Annotated in this window: 13 protein-coding genes and 1 pseudogene; 3 read left to right on the top strand and 11 right to left on the bottom strand. The window is 70.9% G+C overall.

Annotated elements, in window-relative coordinates; translation table 11 throughout:
- Positions 1-6: 6 nt before the first annotated feature.
- The 3 genes from KRR26_RS17790 to KRR26_RS17780 all read right to left on the bottom strand — a co-directional run bounded on the left by KRR26_RS17790 (position 7) and on the right by KRR26_RS17780 (position 5,529).
- Entirely contained in the window at positions 7-1,623 is a 1,617-nt protein-coding gene (locus KRR26_RS17790; protein ID WP_120209903.1) for an Hsp70 family protein, read from the bottom strand.
- A 74-nt stretch (positions 1,624-1,697) separates the two neighbouring features.
- On the bottom strand, positions 1,698-3,797 hold the full coding sequence (locus tag KRR26_RS17785) for an ATP-dependent helicase (RefSeq protein ID WP_217080376.1): 2,100 nt from the start codon (positions 3,795-3,797) through the stop codon (positions 1,698-1,700).
- Positions 3,798-3,843: 46 nt separating this feature from the next.
- Positions 3,844-5,529, bottom strand: a complete 1,686-nt coding sequence (locus tag KRR26_RS17780; RefSeq protein ID WP_236068725.1) for a HEAT repeat domain-containing protein — start codon at positions 5,527-5,529, stop codon at positions 3,844-3,846.
- A 133-nt stretch (positions 5,530-5,662) separates the two neighbouring features.
- Here KRR26_RS17780 and KRR26_RS17775 point away from each other — a divergent pair, with 133 nt between their 5' ends.
- Positions 5,663-6,514 carry a CHAP domain-containing protein gene (locus tag KRR26_RS17775; RefSeq protein ID WP_217080374.1) on the top strand — a complete coding sequence of 284 codons (852 nt, stop codon included), beginning with the start codon at positions 5,663-5,665 and terminating at the stop codon, positions 6,512-6,514.
- A 12-nt stretch (positions 6,515-6,526) separates the two neighbouring features.
- Here KRR26_RS17775 and KRR26_RS17770 read toward each other — a convergent pair whose 3' ends face one another.
- From KRR26_RS17770 to KRR26_RS17755, 5 genes and pseudogenes are all read right to left on the bottom strand, one after another.
- Entirely contained in the window at positions 6,527-7,708 is a 1,182-nt protein-coding gene (locus KRR26_RS17770; protein ID WP_120209907.1) for a glycosyltransferase family 2 protein, read from the bottom strand.
- A 137-nt stretch (positions 7,709-7,845) separates the two neighbouring features.
- Positions 7,846-9,174: a coiled-coil domain-containing protein gene (locus tag KRR26_RS36880; RefSeq protein ID WP_236068724.1), complete on the bottom strand. Its 1,329-nt coding sequence runs from the start codon at positions 9,172-9,174 to the stop codon at positions 7,846-7,848.
- A 645-nt stretch (positions 9,175-9,819) separates the two neighbouring features.
- Positions 9,820-9,918 (bottom strand): annotated as a pseudogene (locus KRR26_RS37840) (zinc-ribbon domain-containing protein); the annotation flags it as partial.
- A 9-nt stretch (positions 9,919-9,927) separates the two neighbouring features.
- Positions 9,928-10,344, bottom strand: coding sequence for a ComEA family DNA-binding protein (locus tag KRR26_RS17760; RefSeq protein WP_217080372.1), 417 nt, complete (start codon positions 10,342-10,344; stop codon positions 9,928-9,930).
- A 3-nt stretch (positions 10,345-10,347) separates the two neighbouring features.
- Positions 10,348-11,619: an aspartate kinase gene (locus KRR26_RS17755; protein ID WP_120209910.1), complete on the bottom strand. Its 1,272-nt coding sequence runs from the start codon at positions 11,617-11,619 to the stop codon at positions 10,348-10,350.
- A 139-nt stretch (positions 11,620-11,758) separates the two neighbouring features.
- On the opposite strand from KRR26_RS17755, the gene hutH reads away from it, so the two are divergent.
- Entirely contained in the window at positions 11,759-13,285 is a 1,527-nt protein-coding gene (gene hutH, locus KRR26_RS17750; RefSeq protein WP_120209911.1) for a histidine ammonia-lyase, read from the top strand.
- Between the two features lie 145 nt (positions 13,286-13,430).
- The gene (locus KRR26_RS17745; protein ID WP_120209912.1) at positions 13,431-18,497 is read left to right on the top strand and encodes a tetratricopeptide repeat protein; all 5,067 of its coding nucleotides are present in this window, start codon (positions 13,431-13,433) and stop codon (positions 18,495-18,497) included.
- Between the two features lie 3 nt (positions 18,498-18,500).
- On the opposite strand, the gene KRR26_RS17740 is transcribed toward KRR26_RS17745, so the two are convergent.
- Genes KRR26_RS17740 through KRR26_RS17730 form a run of 3 tightly spaced genes read right to left on the bottom strand, consistent with a single transcriptional unit; the run spans position 18,501 to position 20,252 of the window.
- Complete coding sequence (locus KRR26_RS17740; RefSeq protein ID WP_217080371.1) at positions 18,501-19,238, bottom strand: competence/damage-inducible protein A; 738 nt, start codon at positions 19,236-19,238, stop codon at positions 18,501-18,503.
- Positions 19,239-19,251: 13 nt separating this feature from the next.
- The gene (gene tmk / locus KRR26_RS17735; protein WP_120209914.1) at positions 19,252-19,917 is read right to left on the bottom strand and encodes a dTMP kinase; all 666 of its coding nucleotides are present in this window, start codon (positions 19,915-19,917) and stop codon (positions 19,252-19,254) included.
- On the bottom strand, positions 19,914-20,252 hold the full coding sequence (locus KRR26_RS17730) for a hypothetical protein (protein WP_199723927.1): 339 nt from the start codon (positions 20,250-20,252) through the stop codon (positions 19,914-19,916). Before KRR26_RS17730 ends, tmk begins: the two co-directional genes overlap by 4 nt.
- Positions 20,253-20,375: the final 123 nt, after the last annotated feature.

Here is a 20,375-nt window from a genome sequence, read left to right as displayed (position 1 = left end):
GCTTCTCTAACCTCTACGGAAGATGCTCTTGATGCTGGAGAGGAGCCCCCGGTCGTCGCTGCTCCCCGAGGCGCTCTGCACCTGCGGGGGCGTGCGGGCCGCCGCCTCCTGAAGCGCCTTCTTCAGCGCCTCGGGCGTGTCGCGCGTCGCCAGGTCCACCTTGCGCATGCCGCTGGCGTCCTCCACGGTCACCTGGAGGAGACACTCCTCGGTGAGCCGGAAGTCGATCTTCCGCCCAGCAGCCGCGGCGGGCACCCGGACCGTGCCCAGGTACTCGTTGTCGACCATCAGGTCGCTGTCCCCCTGGAAGATGTCCAGCTCGATGAAGGGCGAGCCCGCGTCCTTGGGAGGCGGCAGGCGGAAGCTCTTCACCATGGGGATGAGCGAGTTCTTCTCGATGATTCGCTTCACCCGGCCGTTGGGCAGGGCGTAGCCAATGGGCATGGACAGCGCGTCCAGCAGCGTCACCGCGTCGATGCTGCCCAGCGAGTCTCCGAGGAGCGCCGCGCCCAGAGCCACGCACTCGTCGGGGTGCACGCCCTTGCGAGGCGGCTTGCCGAAGTGCGTCTGGATCTTGTGCTGCACGAGCGGCATGCGGCTCTGGCCACCCACCAGGATGACCTCGTCGATCTCCGAGCGGGCGATGCCCTTCTCCTCCAGCACGCGGTCGCAGATCTCGAAGGTGCGGTCCACCAGATCCCCGGTCAGCGCGTTGAGCTGCTCGCGCGTGAGGGGGATGCGCAGATCGAGCGGCTTGCCCTTGCGCTCCTCGATGTACGGCAGGTCGATGACGACGTTGGGGATGAGGGTCAGGTCGATCTTCGCCGCCTCGGCGGCGTTCTTGATGCGCTGCAGGGCGATGGGGCTCTCGGAGAGGTCGACCTTGGTCTCCTCGCGGAAGCGCTCCAGCACGTACTCCATCACCCGGTTGTCGAAGTCCGCGCCGCCCAGGAACGTATCGCCGCCGGTGGCCAGCACCTCGAAGACGTTGCCGGCCAGATGCAGCACGCTCACGTCGAAGGTGCCGCCGCCCAGGTCATAGACGAGGATTTTCTGATCCAGGCCGCGGTTGAAGCCGTAGGCCAGCGCCGCCGCGGTGGGCTCGTTGACGATGCGCTTCACGTCGAAGCCAGCCAGCCGCCCGGCCTCCTTCACCGCGTTGCGCTGATTGTCGTTGTAGTAGGCCGGGACGGAGATGACGGCCGCGTCGATGGGGCCGCCCAGGAACTGCTCCGCGATCGTCTTGAGCTGCGACAGCACGAAGCTGGAGATCTGCGGGAGCGTGTAGAGCTTGCCGCCCGCGGTGACGGCCGCGTCCCCGTTGGTGCCCTCCACGATGTCGTAGGGGAAGTACCCCTTGAGGTCCTCCACCGCCTTCGAGTGGAACTTGCGGCCGATCAACCGCTTGGTGCCCCAGAGCGTGTTCCGGGGGTTGGTGACCATCTGATCCTTGGCCACGCCACCCACCAGGAGGTCCCCCTTCCCCGACAGCGCCACCACCGAGGGGAGGATGAGATTGCCACGGTCCGTGGGGACGATCTTCGGGATGCGGTTGCGCACGGAGGCCACCAGCGTGTTGGTGGTGCCCAGGTCAATCCCGACGATGCGAGGTCTGTCCGCCATGAAGTTCTGGGGCGTGGGCCAGGGGGAGCACGCCCGGCTTGACTCTGTATCACGTCGCGCACGGTCGTGCGCGTTTATGGGCGCTCCTCCCCCTCGGGGCCTTCCGGGGAGCGGGGCGGAAGCGCCTCCGGTGGCGCGTCCGGGACCTCCGCCACCACCCCCCCCACGGGCGACGGGGTGTTGCGCGCATACGGCGCCTCCTCCCCGGTGGGCAGTTCCTCGATGAACCGGGATACCCGGAGGAGGACCCGCTCTCCGTCCCGAGGCCGGGACGACTCGGGGTAGAGCAGGGCCAGCTCGTCCCGGGCCCGGGTGACCGCGACGTAGAAGAGGCGACGCTCCTCCTCCTCGTCCTCCGGCAACCGGGCGACCGCCGTGAGCGGGAAGCGGCCCTCGGTCAGCCAGAGGACGAACACGGCCCGCCACTCCAGCCCCTTGGCCTGGTGCACGGTGGAGAGGGTGAGCTGCGTCTCCGGGGGCTCCCCGCCCAGGGCGCCGCGCGCCGAGAACTCGGCCACCAGCGCGATGTCGGCCAGGAAGTGCGACAGGTCCTCGAAGCGAGCGGCGAACTCCGCGAGCTGGCGCAGGTCGTCCTCCCGGCGCTCCTCCTCGGAAAACTCGGCCCGGAGCTGCTCGGCGTACCCCCCGGCCAGCACGGCCTCGATGAGGGCACCGGGCGCGCGCGCCGCCTCGGGCCGGGTGAGAACGCCCAGCACCTGGGCGAAGCGCCCGAAGCCCTCGGTGGCCTTGCGCGGCACGAGGGCGCGCACCTCCGAGCGACCGAGGCCTTCGGCCAGGGGCGTCCCCTCGGGGAGCGCGCGCAGGGCGGTCCACAGGTGCTCGGCGGTCGCGGATCCAACTCCCGGCACGCGCTGGATGATCCGCTTGAAGGCCAGCTCGTCCGCCGGGTTGTGCACCAGCTTCAGGTACGCGAGCACGTCCTTCACGTGGGCCTGCTCGAAGAAGCGCACCCCGGAGCGCACGCGGAACGGGATGTCGCGCCGGGTCAGCTCCAACTGCAGCTCCAGCGAATGGCTGTGGGCCCGGTACAGGACGGCCATGTCCTCCAGGCTCAAGCCCTGGTCGCGCAGCTCCTGGACGCGCTGGGCCACGAAGGCGGCCTGCTCCAGTCCATCCAGCGTGCCAACGACGCGCGGCATGACGCCCGAGGCGCGCTCGGCGGTCAGCGCCTTGGGGAACTGGCGCGTGTTCTTTGCGATGGAAGCATTCGCCAGCCGGAGGATCTCCGGCGTCGAGCGGTAGTTGCGCGTGAGCGGATGCAGCGCGCACCCCGGATAGCGCACCGGGAAGTCGACGATGTTGGACAGCTCCGCGCCGCGGAAGCTGTAGATGGACTGGCAGTCGTCGCCCACCACGGTGAGGTTCTTGCGCTCCCCCGCCAGGAGGTCCACGAGGTCGCCCTGGAGCGGGTTGGTGTCCTGGTACTCATCCACGAGCACGCACTGGAAGCGCTCGGTGAGTTCCGCGCGGACGGACGCGTGCTCGACCAGGAGGCGCTTCAGATGCGCCAGGAGGTCGTCGTAATCCATCAGGTGCATCTGCGCCTTGCGCTGGTGGAAGCGCGCGGCGGTGGCGAACATCTCGGGGGCCACGGGCAGGAACTGAGGCCGGCGCTCCACCAGCACGCGAGACACGGGCTGCTGGAGGTTCGTGGCGAGCGACACCACGTCCAGGACCGCGTCCGCCCGGGGAAAGCGCTTGTCGCTCTTGAGCTTGCGCTCCGCCAGACACGTGGACATGAGGTCGCGCGAGTCCTCGCGGTCCAACACCGTGAAGCCGCGTGAGAAGCCGAGCAGCCCCGCGTACTGCCGCAGCAAGAGGTGCGCGGCGTGGTGGAAGGTGCCGGCGAGGATGCGCCGCGTGTCCACCACGGCGCCCGCCAGCTCCTCCACGCGCCGAGTCATCTCGCGCGCGGCCTTGTTGGTGAAGGTCAGCAGGAGGATGAAGTCCGGCGACATCCCGCGCTCCAGCATCCGAGCCACGCGAAACGTGAGCGTGCGCGTCTTGCCCGAGCCCGCCCCCGCGATGACGAGCACCGGCCCTGGAGCCGCTTCGACGGCCGCGAGCTGCTCGGCGTTGAGGAGCGCGGCATAGTCGATCCCCAGCGAGGGCGTCGCTGAAGGAGACATCGACGGGGGCGCGCGCGTGAGCATGGGCGCGGAGACTCTAACCGCCAGCCGCGCGCGTGCCAGTGTTGGATCAGGGCTTCGGCGCGGACGCGAGGCGGGCCGCGGCCAGCGCGCGCACCTCGGGCGATGGGTCCCGCTCCTTCGCTCGCTCCAACAGGATGCGGCCCACCTGCTGGGGCAGCTTCGCGCTCACGGCCTGCAACGCCGCGGAGCGCTCCGTCACGCCCTGCGCCAGCCGCTCTCCCACTTGCTCATCCGCGCACGTGCGGGCGTTGGGGGTCTGCTGCCGCAGCAGCAGCTCCGCGTCCGCCAGTCTGGCATCCGCGAGTCGCAGCGCGTCCGTCGCGGTGCGCTCGAAGGTCGCCAGGTCCTCGGAGAACTCGGTGCGGGCGGCGCGAGCGCGCGCGATGGCCTGCGTGGCGAGGCGGGCGTCCACCACCGCGGCGCACAACTGACGCGCGGCGGCCAGGGGCACTCCACCCTCGGAGGACACCGGCTGTTCCCGGGCCACGTCCTGCGCCCACAGCGCGAGCTGCCGCGCCGCCACCGCCGCGGAGAAGGACTGCTTCCGCTCCTCGCGGATGTGGATCCACCGCCACAGCACGACCGGATCCGGCGACCCGGCATCGAAGGCCCGCTGGTACTCGGTGGCCGCCAGCTCCAACTGCCCGCGCAGGTCCAGGAGCGCGGCCTCGGTGAGATACATCTCCGCGCTGCTCGCGCGCTCGTGGAGGCCCTCCAGGCGACTGGCCACCTCGTACTCGGCCACTTCCGGAGGCAGCGCCGTGAGCACCGTGCGCAGCGACGCGAGCGCGTTCTGGCGGATCAGCGGGTTGCGCGCCGAGCGCAGCGCCTCCAGCAGCGGATCCAACACGCGCACCGTGACGTGCTGTCCCAGCTCCTGCGCGGCCTGCCAGCGATCCAACGGATCCGGCGCCACGAGCGCCCGCTGGAGATCCTCCACGCCCCGCAGGTAGTGGCCCGGCAGTGACGCTCGCACCAGCGGCTCCGGGCGTTGGAGCGCGGCCCGCTCCGCGCGCGCCTGGGCGAGCCGCGCCGGGAATCGCGTCAGCTTGGGCCCCAGCGGATGGCCCTTCACCTTCGCCTCGGCCTCGTCCACCAGGCCCGAGACGAGCAGCCCCTCCACCTCCAGCTCCAGGAGCCGGACCCGCGCCTCTTCACGGTGCCGCCCCGCCGGATACTGCTTCAGGTAGGCGAACAGCGGCGTCGCGCCCGTGGCCTTCGCGAAGGCTTGATCATCCAGGCGCGCCTCCAGCTCCTGGCGACGCGGATCCTCGGGGGCCTCGCGCAGGAGGGACGCCAGCCGCTGCGCATCGGTGCCATCGGCCAGCTCGCGCTGCTCACAGGAGAGCAGCTCCGCTCGAGCCTCCTCCTTGTGGGCGCCATCCGGGTGGTCAGCGAGGAACTGGCGCCACGCCGAGGCCGTGTTCGCCTCCTTCGCGGCGTTGAAGCGCAGGCCCTCCAGCAAGGTCCGAGCCGTGCGCGCCTGGGCCGCCTCCGGGTACGTCTCCAGGAAGCGCTTGTAGGCAATCACCGAATGCAGCCGCTTGGCGTCCTCGAACTCCAGCTCTTCCAGACGCGCCTCGGCGGCGTCCGCGTCCGCGTGCTTCGGGTTGGCGCGCAGGAAGTCACGGTAGCCCTGCACGGTGTCCACCTGGGTCGCGCGCTCGTACGGAGAGGGCACACACCCGGAGGCCATCAGCAGGACGACAAGGGCACGGCGAAGTCGTGGCATTCGCGTCCAGCCATACCCCACCCGCCCCCCGCGGCAAACCCGAGCCCCGCCGTTCGGTTGGCTGGGTAGGTTTTTTGACGACACACCGGGCTGGGCCGACCATCTGCTCCCAGGACGCTACAGGGAGGTTGTCATGAGGCTGGGCGCGCTGCTGGCGATCATCACGGTGACGACGGGCTGTGCCACGGGCTCGCCGGTGGGCGGCTGGGTGGCCGCCGAGCCCGTGCGCTACCGGTCCGCGTCTCCCCCTGCCTTCCCCCGCGCCCCGCTGTCGGAGGACGTGCCCGCCACGCCGCCGACGCAGGTTGCCCGCCGCCCTCAGCGCCCGGCCCCCGCTCCGGCGAAGCCCGCGAAGCCGCCCGTGGTCGCGCAGCGGCCCCGCGCCACTCCGCCCGCCCGGCAGGAGGCCCCGCGCCCCGCACCGCGTGATCCGCGCGAGGTCGTGCTCGGCACGGCGCGCGGACTGGTGGGCCAGCCCCAGGTCGTCGTGGGCGGACGCACCTTTCCCTCTGACTGCACCGGGCTGGTCGAGGCCACCTACGCCCAGGCCGGCCTGTCCTTCCGAGGCACCATCAAGCCGGGCGACAACGGCGTCACCGCGCTCTACCGCTACGCGCGAACCCACGGCCGCGTGTACACGGACGGCCGTCCCGTCCCCGGGGACCTCGTCTTCTTCCGCGAGACGTACGATCAGAACCGGGACGGCCGCCGCAACGACGGGCTCACCCACGTGGGCCTGGTGGACACGGTGGGCTCGGACGGCACCGTCGTGGTCATCCACCGCGTGAAGCGCGGGGTCGTGCGCTACCGGATGAACCTGGAGCGCCCCAACCTGCCGAGGGATCCCAAGACGGGCGAGGTGCTCAACGACATGCTGCGCACCCCGGGCCCCGGCCAGCCGCACGTGCTCACCGGGCAGCTCTTCGCCTCGTTCGGCAGCGTGCTGCCCTCGTCGTCTCGGCCCCTGGCCGTGGCCGCGCGGTAGGCGCCGCCAGCCTCACGACGCGCGCGCGGTGCGCTCCCACGCCGCGCGCTGCGAGTTGCGCACGAAGCGCCAGAAGCCCACCACGATGGCCAGGTTCATGGTCACGAAGTAGTAGGCGACCGAGGCCACCCGCTTCGCCGTGCCGCGCTTGAGCACCCCTTCCCTGCCGAGCAACGCGAGCGCGTAGAACAGGAGCTGGCCGAACAGCGTCACCCGATAGAACGTCTGGTGGAGCAGGAAGAGGTTGGCCACCAGCGCGGCGGCCATCAGCGCGGGCGCGCACCAGCGCAGCAGCTTGTGCGACCAGAACGCGAACGCCGGGAAGCCCGCGGTCGGAAGCAGGAGCCCCGGCACCATGCGCAGGCTCTGGAAGTTCCCGGCGGCGATGCGCGCTCGGCGGCCGAACTCCTTGCCGTAGTCCTCCGTCGTCTCCTCGTGCGCGACGGCCTCCTCCTCGTAGACGACCTTGAAGCCCTTCTCGAGGATGCGCAGCGGAATCACGAAGTCATCCACGATGGTGGCTGGAGGGAGCACCGTGAACAGGGTGCGACGGATGGCATACAGGCCCCCGTTGGCGCCCACCACCGCGCCCCGCCGCCCCTCGTACAGCTTGATGAGAGACTCGTAGCTCCAGTAGGCGCTCTCTTCGTAGTCCTGCTTCGTGGGGTTGTAGAGCTTGAGCTTGCCGCAGACGGCGCCGACCTCGGGGTCCTCGAAGTGGCGGACGATGCGCCGCACCGCCTCCGCGTCGATCATCGTGTTCGCATCCGAGAGCAACACGATGTCTCCGCGCGCCGTCGGGATGCAGCGGTTGAGCACCGTGGTCTTGCCCGCGCGCGGCGCTGGCGACAGGCGAACCCGCTCATCGCGACACTGGCCCACCAGCGCGTCCGTCCCATCGGATGAGCCATCCGAGCCAATCAACACCTCGAAGCGGTCCGCCGGATAGTCCAGGGCCAGGCTGTTCTCGAGCTTCTGCTCGATGCACGACGCCTCGTTGTAGGCCGCGACGACGAGGCTGACCGTAGGCAGCGGCCCCATCGCCCGCTCGCCCGGAGCCTCCTCCCCAGAGCGCATGCGCCGGATGTCCTGCGCGACACGGGCGATGCCTTCGAGGACGAACAGGCACAAGGGATAGAGAAAATACGTGTGCGCGAGCAGCAGCGCCGAGCACCAGAAGAAGACCTCCGCCATCACCTTGCCTCCCGAACCCCGGCCTTCGAAACCGCCAGGGAGGCAGCAAGACGCGTGCCCGTGCCACGAGGCGCAAGTCCCCGCAATCCGGCCCCCGCCCGAGGGGGCTGCTGGCGCGGACTGCACTTTCTCCAGGGCTAGGGTGTGGCGGAGCGAGCGACAGTCTGAGTGACGTCGTCGAGCAGTCGCCGCGCCAGCTCGTGCTTGTTGTTGAGCGCCAGCACTTCGTCCAGCAGGGCCTTCGCGGCGGCGTCATCGCGCAGCTTCATCGCCAACCGAGCCCCCAGCACATAGGCGCGCATGAGCGTGGGATCGCGCTCGCGCAGGGCCTGGAGTTCCGAGACGGTGACCGCGAGGGACTCCGGAGGAGAAGCGCTGTTGAGGCCGTACTCGGCGCGGACCAGCACGCTCCAACCGGGCGCGGACTCCACCTGGCGCAGGCGCTCGGACAGGCCCAGCGCCTGCCCTGCTCCGGTGACCGCCGCGTGGACGGCCTGGGCCTTGACCCGAGCGGCCACGGCGGAGGCGGGCTCCACCTCGGGGGCCGCGCGAACAGACTGCACCTGGGCTTCGAGCTCCTGGGTCCGCTCGACGATGGACACCCGGAGCGTCTCGGCGTCGCGGCCGAGCGCGGTCCGCTCCTCGCGGAGGGCATTGACGCGGGCCTGCCAGTCCACCACGGTCCGAGCGCGCTCGAGCTCCGCGATGCGCCGAGCGAGCAGCTCGGAACGTGCCCGAAGGCGCTCCGCTTCCGCCTTCGTGTCATCGAGCCGCAGCGCGAGGGCGACGGCGAGATCGGCCTGAGCCTCGGCATAGCGAGGCGTGGCGGCGGTCAGGGCTCGGAGTCCTTGGATGGCTTGCTCGCGCGAGGCGGCATCGTCGCGTCGCAGCAGCGCCACGGTGCGGTCCTTCTCCATCACCGCCTCGAGGGGCATGTCCGCGTTGCGGTCGCGCCACGCGGGGTACGCGAGGAAGGTGGTCAACCCCAAGCCCGCGACGACGGCGAACCCCCACAGCAGCCGCTCCCAGGACAACCGACTCCCGCTGTTCCGAGACGTATCCACGGAGTCGACGCGCACCGCGGCGAGCAGCTCAGGCGGCAGATCCACTGAGCCACGACGGGCCACGCCAGACCGAGCGCCCGAGGACGACGGGGCTTCCGTGGAGGGCAGCGGCGCGAAGGGCCGCAGCGTCTCCGAGCCCACGGGGGACGGCGATTCGTCGGGAAGCGCCACGCTCGACTCCGCCGAGTAGGCAGGCACGCCGAAGAGGGCGGTCCGCCGCACCGCGGGCGTGGACGGAAGCCCCAGTCCCTCCTGGACCTCGGGCGGCAAAGTGACGGGGCCCGAAGACGAGGTCCCCTGCGCAGCCGCGGTGTTTCCGAAGATGCGCGTGGTGTTGCCCGGCGCGGGCGCGGCGGGCGGCACGGCGCTGCGTGGAGACAGGTCCGAAAGCGCGCCGAACACGTTCGTCCCATGTCCCGGCGATGTGCCGGCGCGGACCGAACTCGAGCCCGTTGGCGTCGCGGCGCCAAAAACGTTCGTCGCGTTGATGGGCGCCGGGCCACTGGGTGTCGAGGTAGAGCCCGTCGGGGCAACAGCTCCGAACACGTTCGTTCCGTGTCCTGGCCCTGCGGCTCCAGCTCCAGCCGTCCCGATTGCTCCGAATACGTTCGTCGCGTTGCCTGGCGACGTCGCGCCTTGAGCGGAGCGGCCGTCGAGCGCTCCGAACACACTCGTCGCGTTGCCCGGAGGCACTTCACTCGGGCTCGGCGCGCCACGGACCGGCGACAGCACGCCGTAGCCCTGAGTCTTCCCCAGCGGGGCCCGCCCCTCATCCGAACGCACCGTCCCGAATGACTGGGTCCTGTCCACCGCGATCGCCCTGGGGTCCCCTGCCGGCAATGCCCCGAAGCCCTGCGTCGCGTTCGGCACCGGCGTCGCGCCCGACTGGCTCGCCGAGCCGAAGATCTGCGTGGACCGCACACCCGAAGCCGGAGCCCCGAACGCCATCGTCGAGTCCCCGACGCGCGCAGCGGAGCCCGGAACCGGAGTGTCCGTCACCGGCATCACCCCGACGAGCGGTGCCCCTGGAGGCGCGGCCACGAAGACGTGGCGACACTCCGTGCACTGGACCGACGTGCCCCCTGGAGGAAGGAGTCGAGGGTCCAGGACATACTGCATCGAGCACTGGGGGCAGGCGATCTCCACGACGCGTGCTTACCACACGGCCTCATCGCCCGCCGACGGCCCCAGGTCCGTGGCCGCACGCAGGGTCTCCAGTCGAGCCGACCCCACGCCAGACACCGCGTCCACCTGCGCCCAGTCCGTGAAACCACCGCGCGAGGCTCGCGCATCCACGAGGCTCCGGGCCAACCGCGGCCCCACGCCCGGAAGCCGCGCCAGCTCCGACTCCAGCGCGCGGTTGAGATCCAACTTCCGCCCGAGCGCGAGCGCCTGACCTCCCGTAGGCACCGCGCCCGGACCGCACGTCGCGATGCCGTCCGACGTCAGCCGCACCTGCGCGGGCTCGCACGCCAACGACGCGGCCTGGGACGGCCATATCCAGCGAGCCCCCCACCCCGCTCCCACAAACCCCAATGCGACGACCGCGAGCGCGGCGGTGCGGCCCGCCACCTGTCAGACCTTCTCGCCCTTCAGGGCCTTGGCCTCGGAGACCGTCGCCTCCGACGCGGAGACCGCGTCCAGCCCGAAGGCCGTGTGCAGCGCGCGCACCGCCAGCTCCGTGTACTTGGCGTGCACCACGCACGAGACCTTGATCTCCGACGTGGAGATCATCTGGATGTTGATGCCCTCCTTCGAGAGGATCTGGAACATCCGCGCCGCCACGCCGGAGTGGTTGCGCATGCCCACGCCCACGATGGACACCTTGGCGATCTGGTCGTCCACCGCGACGCCCTCCGCCTTGATGCTCTTGGCGACCTTCTTCACCAGCTCCGACGCCTTGACGAAGTCCGACTTGCCCACCGTGAAGCTCAGGTCGGTGCGACCATCCTTCGACGCGTTCTGGACGATGAGGTCCACCACGATGTTCTTGTCATCGAGCGCGCCAAAAACCTTCGCCGCGACCCCCGGCGTATCCGGCACGCCCCAGACGGTGATCTTCGCCTCGTTCTTGTCGTAGGCGATGCCGCTGACCAGCACCTCCTCCATGGACTTGTCCTCCTCGCACACGAGCGTGCCCGGGTCCTGCGTGAAGGACGACTTCACCCAGAGCGGGACCTTGTACTTCATCGCGAATTCCACCGAGCGGATCTGCAACACCTTCGCGCCCACGCTCGCCAGCTCCAGCATCTCCTCGTAGGAGATGCGCTCCAGCTTGCGCGCGGCGGGCACCACGTTGGGGTCCGTGGTGTAGACGCCATCGACGTCCGTATAGATTTCACACGCGTCGGCCTTGAGCGCCGCCGCCAACGCCACCGCCGTCGTGTCCGAGCCACCGCGTCCCAGCGTGGTGATGTTCCCCGCCTCGTCCACGCCCTGGAAGCCCGCCACCACCACGATCTGCTTCTTCTTCAGCGCCGCGTGGATGCGCTCGCCGTCGATGCTCTTGATGCGGGCCTTGGCGTGCGTGCTGTCCGTGAGGATGCGCACCTGGTGGCCCATGAAGCTGGTGGCCTTGCCGCGCTGCGCGTGAATGGCCATCGCGACGAGGCCGATGGACACCTGCTCGCCCGTGGCCACCACCACGTCCTGCTCGCGCTCGCTCGGCCGGTCGGTGATCTGCGCCACGAGCTTGAGCAGGCGGTTGGTCTCTCCGGACATGGCGGACACCACCACCACCACGTCATGGCCGGCTTTCTGTGCCGCGATGCAGCGACGCGCCACGTTCTTCATCCGCTCGGTGTCACCGACCGAGGTGCCGCCATACTTCTGGACGATGAGGGCCACGGTGCCTCTTTCCTCCCTGGACAGACCGGCGGGACGGTAGAAGGGGTCGGCTTCGGGTGTAAAGCGCCCGCTGCCGTCCCCGCGCGTTTGAGCTACCGTGCGCGCCCTTTCGCACACTGCAATCCTGGAGCACCCTGATATGTCCCGCCCCCGCGTCCTGGTCGATGGCGACACCCTGAAGCTGGAGGAGATCCTCCAGGTGGCCCGCAACGAAGCGACGGTCGAGCTGGCCCCCGAGGCCGCCGCCCGCGTGGCCGCCTCCCGTGCCCTCGTGGATCGCGTCGCCGCTGGCGACACGCCGTCCTACGGCATCAACACCGGCTTCGGCACCCTGGCCGAGGTGCGCATCGACAAGAAGGACCTGCGCGACCTTCAGCGCAACCTCATCCTGTCGCACGCGTGCGGCGTGGGCACCCCGCTGCCCATCCCCGAGGCCCGCGCGCTGTTGCTGCTTCGTTGCAATGTGCTCGCGAAGGGCTACTCGGGCATCCGCCCCGAGACGCTCGGGCTCGCGCTCGACATGCTCAACCGCGACGTGGTGCCGGTGGTGCCCGAGCGCGGCAGCGTGGGCGCGTCCGGTGACCTGGCGCCGCTGGCGCACCTGGCGCTCGTGTTCATCGGCGAGGGCGAGGCGTACTACCAGGGCCAGCGACTGCCGGCGACCCAGGCGCTGAGCCGCGCGGGCCTCAAGCCCGTCATCCTGGAGGCGAAGGAGGGTCTCGCGCTCGTCAACGGCACGCAGGCCATGTGCGCGGTGGGCACGCTGCTCCAGCTTCGCGCCGAGAACCTCTCGCAGCTCGCGGACGTGGCCGGCGCCATGACGCTGGAGGCGCTCCTGGGCAGCCACAAGCCCTTCATCCCCGAGATCCATCTGGTGCGCGCGCACCCGGGCCAGCAGGCCTGCGCGGCCCACCTGCGCCGCATCCTCCAGGGCAGCGAGCTGGTGGAGACGCACGTCAACTGCAGCAAGGTGCAGGACCCCTACTCGCTGCGCTGCATGCCCCAGGTGCACGGCGCCGCGCGCGACGGCCTGTCCTTCTCCCGCCGCGTGCTGGAGGTGGAGGTCAACAGCGCCACGGACAACCCGCTCGTGTTCACCGAGTCGGAGAAGATCGTCTCGGGCGGCAACTTCCACGGGCAGCCCATCTCGCTCGCGCTGGACGTGGTGGCCATGGCGCTCACGCAGCTCTCGTCCATCAGTGAGCGGCGCGTGGAGCAGTTGGTGAACCCGTCGCTGTCGGGCCTTCCCGCGTTCCTCGCGAAGAACTCCGGGCTCAACTCGGGCTTCATGATCGCCCAGGTGACGAGCGCCGCGCTGGTGGCCGAGTCGCGCGTGCTGAGCCATCCTGCGTCCGTGGACTCCATCCCGTCCTCCGCCGGCCGCGAGGACCACGTGTCCATGGGCATGACGGCGGCGCTCAAGGGCCGTCAGGTCTCCGAGTTCACGCGCTCGTGCCTGGCCATCGAGACGCTGGTGGCGGCGCAGGCGCTGGACTTCCGCCTGCCGGTGAAGCCGGGCAAGGGCGCGCTCGCCGCGTATGAGTTGGTGCGCAGCAAGGTGCCGCACATGGACCGCGACCGCGAACTGCACAAGGACATCGAGGCCGTCACCGCCCTGCTCGACTCGGGCGAGCTGCTGGCCGCCGTCCGCTCCGCCACGGCGTGAGCCCACGGGTGCCCGCGCGCCTCCTGGGCGGGCAGGCACCCTGAATCCCCAAGGAAGTCGGGAAGTTGAGAGACCGGCCGAGCGCGTGTTACGACCCTCGGCCAGTCCCCCTCAAGCTTTCTTCCGTCTCTGGAGCCCGCTTCCCATGAGCGAGAACAACGACGTCACGCGGCCCGCCGCTGCCGCGCCGCAGCGGCCCGAGTCTGTCCGGCCCGCCAGCGCGACCGAGGCGCTCGCCCAGGCAGTGACGACCCTCCCCGCGGCCACGCCCGCCAGCGTCGAGGACGACGCCCGCGAGCGCATCGCGTCGCTGGAGCGCGAGGCCAAGGCGCTCGCGGCGGCGGATCCGCAGACCGCGGCCCTGCTCTTCCACGAGGTGGGCCTGCTCTGGGAAGAGCCGCTGAAGAACCCGCGCAACGCGGCGGTGGCCTTCCAGAACGCCTACAAGATGGCGCCCCGGTTCCTGGCCAACATCCGGGCCGCGCGCCGCCTCTTCGCGGACGTGGGCAACTGGCAGATGGTGGTGCAGCTCCTCGACGCGGAGCTCATCGCCAGCGACGACGCCCGCCACCAGGCCGCGCTCCTCTACGAGAAGGGCGTCATCCAGGAGGAGCGCCTGTCGCGCGAGGCCGATGCCGCCGAGTCGCTGCGGCAGTGCCTGGAGCGCCGGCCCACCGACCTGGGCATCCTCACGCAGCTCGAGTCCGTCTATGCGTCGCGCAATGATGCCGCCGCGCTGGTCGAGGTGTACCGGCTGCTGTCCTCGGCCGTGGTGCCGCCGTCGCTGCGCGCGCACTACCTGACGGCCGCGGGGTTGGTGATGGAGGAGCGCCTCAAGCAGCGCGAAGGCGCCACCGCCCTCTTCCGCGAGGCGTTCGCGTTGGACCGCTCGGACGCGCTGCTGCTCGCCGCCGTCAAGCGGCTGGCCGAGCGCGAGGGGCGCACCGATGAGCTGCTCGCCGCGCTCGTGGCCGAGGCCGAGTCGCTGGGCACGCAGGCGGCTCCCGCGTACCTGCAGATCGCCAAGGTGTATGACCGGCTGGACCGCAAGGATGACGCGCTGGCGGCGCTCCTGGCCGCGCGGCGCGTGGGGCCCAACGAGCCGCTGGTGCTCAGCGCCCTGGCCGGCATCTACGAGACGCAGGGCCGCTTCGAGGAGCTGGCCGACGTGCTGCTCGCGTGGGTGGGCTCCATCAACGACGAGAGCGAGCTGGTCGCCATCAACCTGCGACTCGCCGCGCTCTACGAGGACGACCTCAAGCGCGAGCAGGACGCGGCGGCGCGCTATCAGGCCATCGTCGCGCGCATCCCGGGACATGCCGCGGCGCTCGCGGGCCTGGGCAAGCTGTACTACCGGATGCAGAACTGGGAGGGGCTCGTCGGCGTGTTCGACGCGGAGGTCACCGCCGCCGAGGATGCCAAGGGCAAGGCCGCGCGCATGTACAAGGCCGCGGAGATCCTCGAGGAGCGCCTGGGCCGGCAGGAGGACGCCATCGCCCGGTACAACGCGTGCCTCCAGCTTCAGCCCGGCTACCTCCCCGCGCAGAAGGCCCTCACCCGCCTCTATGAGCGCCAGGGCCGCTTCGCCGAGTTGGTGTCGATGTACGAGCAGGACCTGCTCCAGACGAGCGATCGGGATCAGCTCATCACCACGCTCAACAAGATGGCGGTCATCTACGAGGACCGCCTGGGCGACCTGGACCACGCCATCGAGTGCATGAAGCGCATCCTCGATCTCGCGTCGGACCACCTGCCCACCATCCGCAACCTCGCGCGCCTGCACGAGCGGGCCGGGCGCTACCGCGAGCTGCTGGAGACGCACGACCTGGAGGCGTCCCTCGCGGGCGACACCAAGCAGGTGCTGTCGCTGCTGCACCGCAATGCGGAGATCCTCGACGAGAACCTGAAGGACCGCGGCGGCGCCATCGTCGCGTACGAGCGCGTGCTCGCGCTGTCTCCCTCGTACCTGCCCGCGCTCAAGGCCCTGGGCCGGTTGTACGCGCAGGATGCGCGGTGGGAGAAGCTCATCGACATGTACCGGGCGGAGTCGGAGATCTCTCCGTCCACCGAGCAGGCCGCCGCGCTCATCTACAAGATTGGTGAGCTGTACGAGCACCGGCTGAAGCAGGAGAACGAGGCCATCGCCTCGTACCAGGAGGCGCTGATGCTGGCGCCCAGCTACTTCCCGGCGCTGCGTGCGCTCGCGCGCATCTACCGGACGCATGGCGCCTGGGAGAGCCTGGTCGAAGTGCTGCGCGCCGAGGCCGCCAACCGCACGGATCCCTCCGAGCGCGCCAACGCCCTCTTCCAGGCCGCCGCCATCTGGGAGGACCAGCTCGCGCGCCCGGAGCTGGCCATCGAGGGCTATCAGGAAGTGCTGCGCCTGACGCCCGGGCACGCGGCCACCCTGCGCGCGCTGGAGCGCCTGTACGTGGCGCAGGACAACACCAAGGAGCTGGTCGCGGTGTTGGATCGCGCGACCCAGGTGGGCCAGACGCCCGCCGCCAAGGTGACGGCCTACCTGAAGCTGGCGCGGCTGTACTTGGATCGCTTCCAGGAGCCCGCGCGCGCCGCGCAGTGCTGCGAGGCCGTGCTGAACCTGGAGCCGGGCAACCTCACGGGCCTGACGATGCTGGAGCGCATCCGCGCCTCGGACCGTCCGCGCCGCGCCGAGCTGCGGGGCCGCATCGCCGAGCGCGTCACGGATCCGCGCCTGGCCCACGCCCTGCGCCTCCTGGCCGCAGCGGACACCGACAAGGGCCCCACCACCGAGCGCACCGCCGAGGTGTATCAGCGCGCCTTCGACGCGGATCCCACGGATGCGCGGCTCGCCTTCGCCTTGGAGCGCGCCCTGCGACAAGCGGGCGATGCGGCGGGCCTGTCGCGCCTGTACGCGATGCGGCTCGCCGTCACCACCGAGCCCACCGAGGCGCTGGAGCTGCTGTTGCGCGCCGCGGAGCTCGCGGAGGGCAAGCTCAACGATGTCGCCCAGGCGTCCGCGCTCTACCGTCAGGCGCTGGAGTTGCAGCCGCACTGCCTGCCCGCGCTGCAGGGGGCCCGGCGCGCGGCCCTGCGCCGGAATGACTTCGCCACCGCTCGCGCGGCGTTGGAGGCCGAGGCCCGCGCGAGCCGAGACCCCAAGAGCGCCATCGAGGCGTTCGTCGCCGCGGCCAAGCTGTCCGCGAGCAAGCTGAACGACACCGACACCGCCGCGGCGCTGTATCGGCAGGCCCTGGAGCGCGATGCCCTGCACCCCGGTGCGGCGGCGGGCCTGGAGGAGCTGCTCGCGCAGCGCGGCGGCTCGTCCGACCTGGCGGCACTGCACGAGCGACGCGCCGAGGCGCGGCTGGCTCAGCGCGACAACGAGGCGGCCGCGGCGGCCTTCGTCACGGCGGCGCGACTGCACAACGTGGCGCTGGGAGACCGCTCGCGCTCGCTGGCGCTGCTGGAGCGCGCGCTCGTCGCCAAGCCGGGCTACCCCGATGCGTTGGAGACGCGCGGGACGCTGCTGCTCGAGGCGCACCAGTACGCCGAGGCGGCGGTGATGCTCAGCCAGCGCGTGCAGCAGGGCGGGGATCCTCGGCTGCTCGCGCAGCACCACCTCACGCTGGGCGCGCTGTACCAGACTCACCTGGGAGATCCAGGCCGCGCGGCGGCGCACCTCCAGACCGCGCTGGGCACCCTGCCCCGCCACCCCGAGGCGCTGGAGCGACTGGCCACGGTGTACGCGCAGGGTCGCAACTACTCGGGCGCGGTGGACTGCCTCCGCAAGCTCTTGGAGCAGGACCTGCCGGCGGACGGGCGCGCGCGCTTCACCATCGAGCTGGCTCGCATCCACGACGAGGGACTCGGCGACGCGACCACGGCCACGCTCCTGTACCGCAAGGCGCTGGAGCTGACCCCGGGCGATGCGTCCCTGGTGGACAAGCTGGCGGTCCTCTACGAGCGGGCTCGCAACCTGCCGGAGCTGGCGCAGATTCTGGAGGCGCAGGCGCAGCTCGCGGCGTCCACGGACCTCAAGCGGGCGCTCGCGCTGCGCGCTCGGGTAGCGGACCTGTACGCGGGGCCGCTCCACGAGCCCGCTCGGGCCACGACGCTGTACCGGCAAGTGGTGGAGCTGGAGCCCACCAACCTCGCGGCCCGCGCCGCGCTCGCGGACCTGTATGCCCGCGACACCACCAGCATCCCGCTGGCCGTCGAGGAGCACCGGCAGATCCTCCGCCAGGACCCCGTTCGCCTGGACAGCCTGCACGCCCTCTTCCGGCTGTGGGAGGGCCTCAAGCAGCACGACAAGGCCTTCTGCGTGTCCGCCATCCTGCAGTTCCTGCGCGGCGCGAACGAAGTGGAGATGGCCTTCTATGCCGAGGGCCGCAGCCGCCTGCCGCAAGAGGCGCGCGACCAGCTCACCGAGTCGGACGTGGACACCGGCCTCATGCACCCCGCCGCGCGCGGCCCGCTGGTGGAGGTGCTCCGCGCGATGGGCGATCAGCTCAGCAAGGTGTACCCGCCCCAGTTCGAGATGCTCGGGGTCAACCCCAAGACGGACAAGCTGAAGGCGGACTCCGCGGTCGTGAAGGCCATCCGCTCGGTGGCGCAGGTGTTCGGCGTGGAGGAGTTCGAGGTGTACCAGGCTCGGCGCGGCCTCATGCAGCCGGAGACCACCGAGCCCCTGTCCATCTGCGTGGGCCAGGACGTGGTGCGCCGCTTCAACGCCCGCGAGCAGAAGTTCCTCATCGGCAAGGCCGTGCTGGGCCTGCTCAACAAGACCGCGGTGCTCACCAAGCTGTCCCAGGGCGAGACGGCGGACCTGTTCGGCAACGCCATCCGCGTGCACGCGCCGCAGTTCAGCGCGCTCGGTCGGAAGAACGACGAGTTGGTGAAGCAGCTGCGCAAGGCCTTCTCGCGCAAGGCGACCAAGGCCCTGGAGGGGCCCGCCCAGTCGCTGGGTGACGCGCCTCGCGTGGACCTGCGCCCGGTGGTGGATGCCCTCGGCTACTCCGCGGATCGCGCCGGACTCCTCATGTGCGGCGATGCCTCGGTCGCGCTCACGCTGGTGCTGCGCGAGGATCCGAACTTCGCGGGGACGCGGCAGGACACCCCCGAGCCGCTGCTCCAGGCCGTGCGCGAGCGCGAGGACCTGCGCACCCTGCTCGCGTGGGTGCTGACGGATGACTTCTTCCGCCTGCGCCAACGGCTGGGACTGGGCCTGTAGGCCCTACTCCCGCCGCACGACGGCGTGGGCCGGAAGGCCCTGCACCAGCCGCCCCACGGCATCCTCGACGTGGGCGCGGTCGGTGGCCTCCACGGTGATCTTCACGCGGTAGTCCAGGCCCTGGTCGAACACCGGATACGAGCCCAGCGCCACGTACGGCATGTCGAGCGCCACGCGGTCCAACACTCCGGCCAGCTCGCTCTCGCCCAGGCGCAGGAAGAGGTTGACCAGGTGCACGGGCGTGCCGCGCAGGCGCGACAGCACCGTCTCCAGTTGCATCTTGAAGAGCTGCGGCACCCCGGGCAGCAGGTACACGTCCTCCACGGACATGACGGGGAACCAGGTGCCCTCTTGCGGCAGGAGCACGGTGCCCTCGGGCGCGTCCGCGAGTCGCATGCCCTCGGGGGTCACCTTCCCGTGGGGCGCCCACTGGTGGAGCAGCTCCACCATCTCCGGCAAACGCACGACGGGGCGACCCATGGCGAGCGCCACCGCGCGCACCGTCACGTCATCGTGCGTGGGGCCGATGCCGCCGCTGGTGAAGACATGGCGGGAGCGCAGGCGCGCGCGGGACACGGCGTCGACGATGGCATCCACTTCGTCGAGGACGATCTCCACCGAGCGCAACGGAATCCCCACCTCCCGCAGCCGGCGGATGAGGAGGGGGCCGTTCTCGTCCTTCACCTTCGCGGTGAGGACCTCGTTGCCGATGATGATCGCTGATGCGCCGCTGCGCTCCATGAGGGCCCGGACTCTAGCGCACGCGCTTGCGCCCCAGCACCTTGCGAATCTCCGCCAGCGACGCCTCCGTCACGGCTTCAACGGACAGCTCGCCGTCGATGCGCACGATGCGCTCGCGCTTCTGCCGCCGACGGATCGCCGCGAGGTACTGACGCGCGATGCGCCGCTGCGCCTCGTCCGCCTCGAACAGCTCCGCGGGTCCGCCGCGCAAGGCCCGGCGCCGCGCCGCGACCTCCGGCGCCACGCCCACGAAGAGCGTCAGGTCCGGCGGCACCGCGTACGCATTCACCGTCTCCACCCAGGCCATGGGCAGGCTCGCGCCCTGATAGGCCAGCGACGACAGCACGTAGCGGTCACTCAGGACGACCTTGCCCTCGTCCAGCGCGGGCAGCACGCGCGCCTTCAGGTGGTCCGTGCGGTCCGCGGCGTAGAGGAGCGCCAGCGTCTCCGAGGCCAGCGGGCCCGCGCCGCGCGGCATCCCCAGACGCCCCGTCAGCGCCTGACGGATCAGCGTGCCCAACGGCCCATCCGAGGGCTCGCGCGTGGTCACCACCGGGTGCCCCTCCGACCGCAGCACGGACGCAATCCGCTCCGTCTGGGTGGTGGTGCCCGCGCCATCCAGGCCCTCCAGGACGATGAACGTCCCTCGCCGGGCCGCCGTCTTCCGCGCGCCGCTCATCGAGGGAGCAGCGCCGCGGGGTTGTCCAGGCTCAGGCGGCTGCGCAGCTCCAGCAGCGCCTCGAAGCGCTTGAGCTCATCCGCCAGCGCCGCCCGACCCTTCCAGTAGTTGCGCAGGCCATACACGAGCAGGGCCAGCGAGAGCACCGCCGCCCCGTACGCCAGATGCGGCGTGCGCAGCGAGTCATGGAAGAGCTTCGCGGAGGCCCCGCCAATCAGCAGCGCGGCGATGGTGGACACGCCCGTGTGGGCGAAATGGGTGGTGCTCTGGCGGATCGCCAGGCTCTCCTGAAGCAGGTCGAGCCGGGCCCGCAGGTCCTGAGTGTCAGCGTTCACGGGACCGGGCACCCTAGCCGAGCCCCGGGTCGTCGTCGAGTCAGCTCGCTCGGCCCCCGTCCCGGCAAGGCAGCCGGGCAGCCGAGCCGCACCCTGGCTCATCCCTCCCATTTCTCCAGCAGA

This window comes from Citreicoccus inhibens (assembly GCF_019039035.1).
GTDB lineage: Bacteria > Myxococcota > Myxococcia > Myxococcales > Myxococcaceae > Citreicoccus > Citreicoccus inhibens.
The sequence above is the reverse complement of the archived record's forward strand: the minus strand, read 5'-3'. Positions and strand labels throughout refer to the sequence as shown.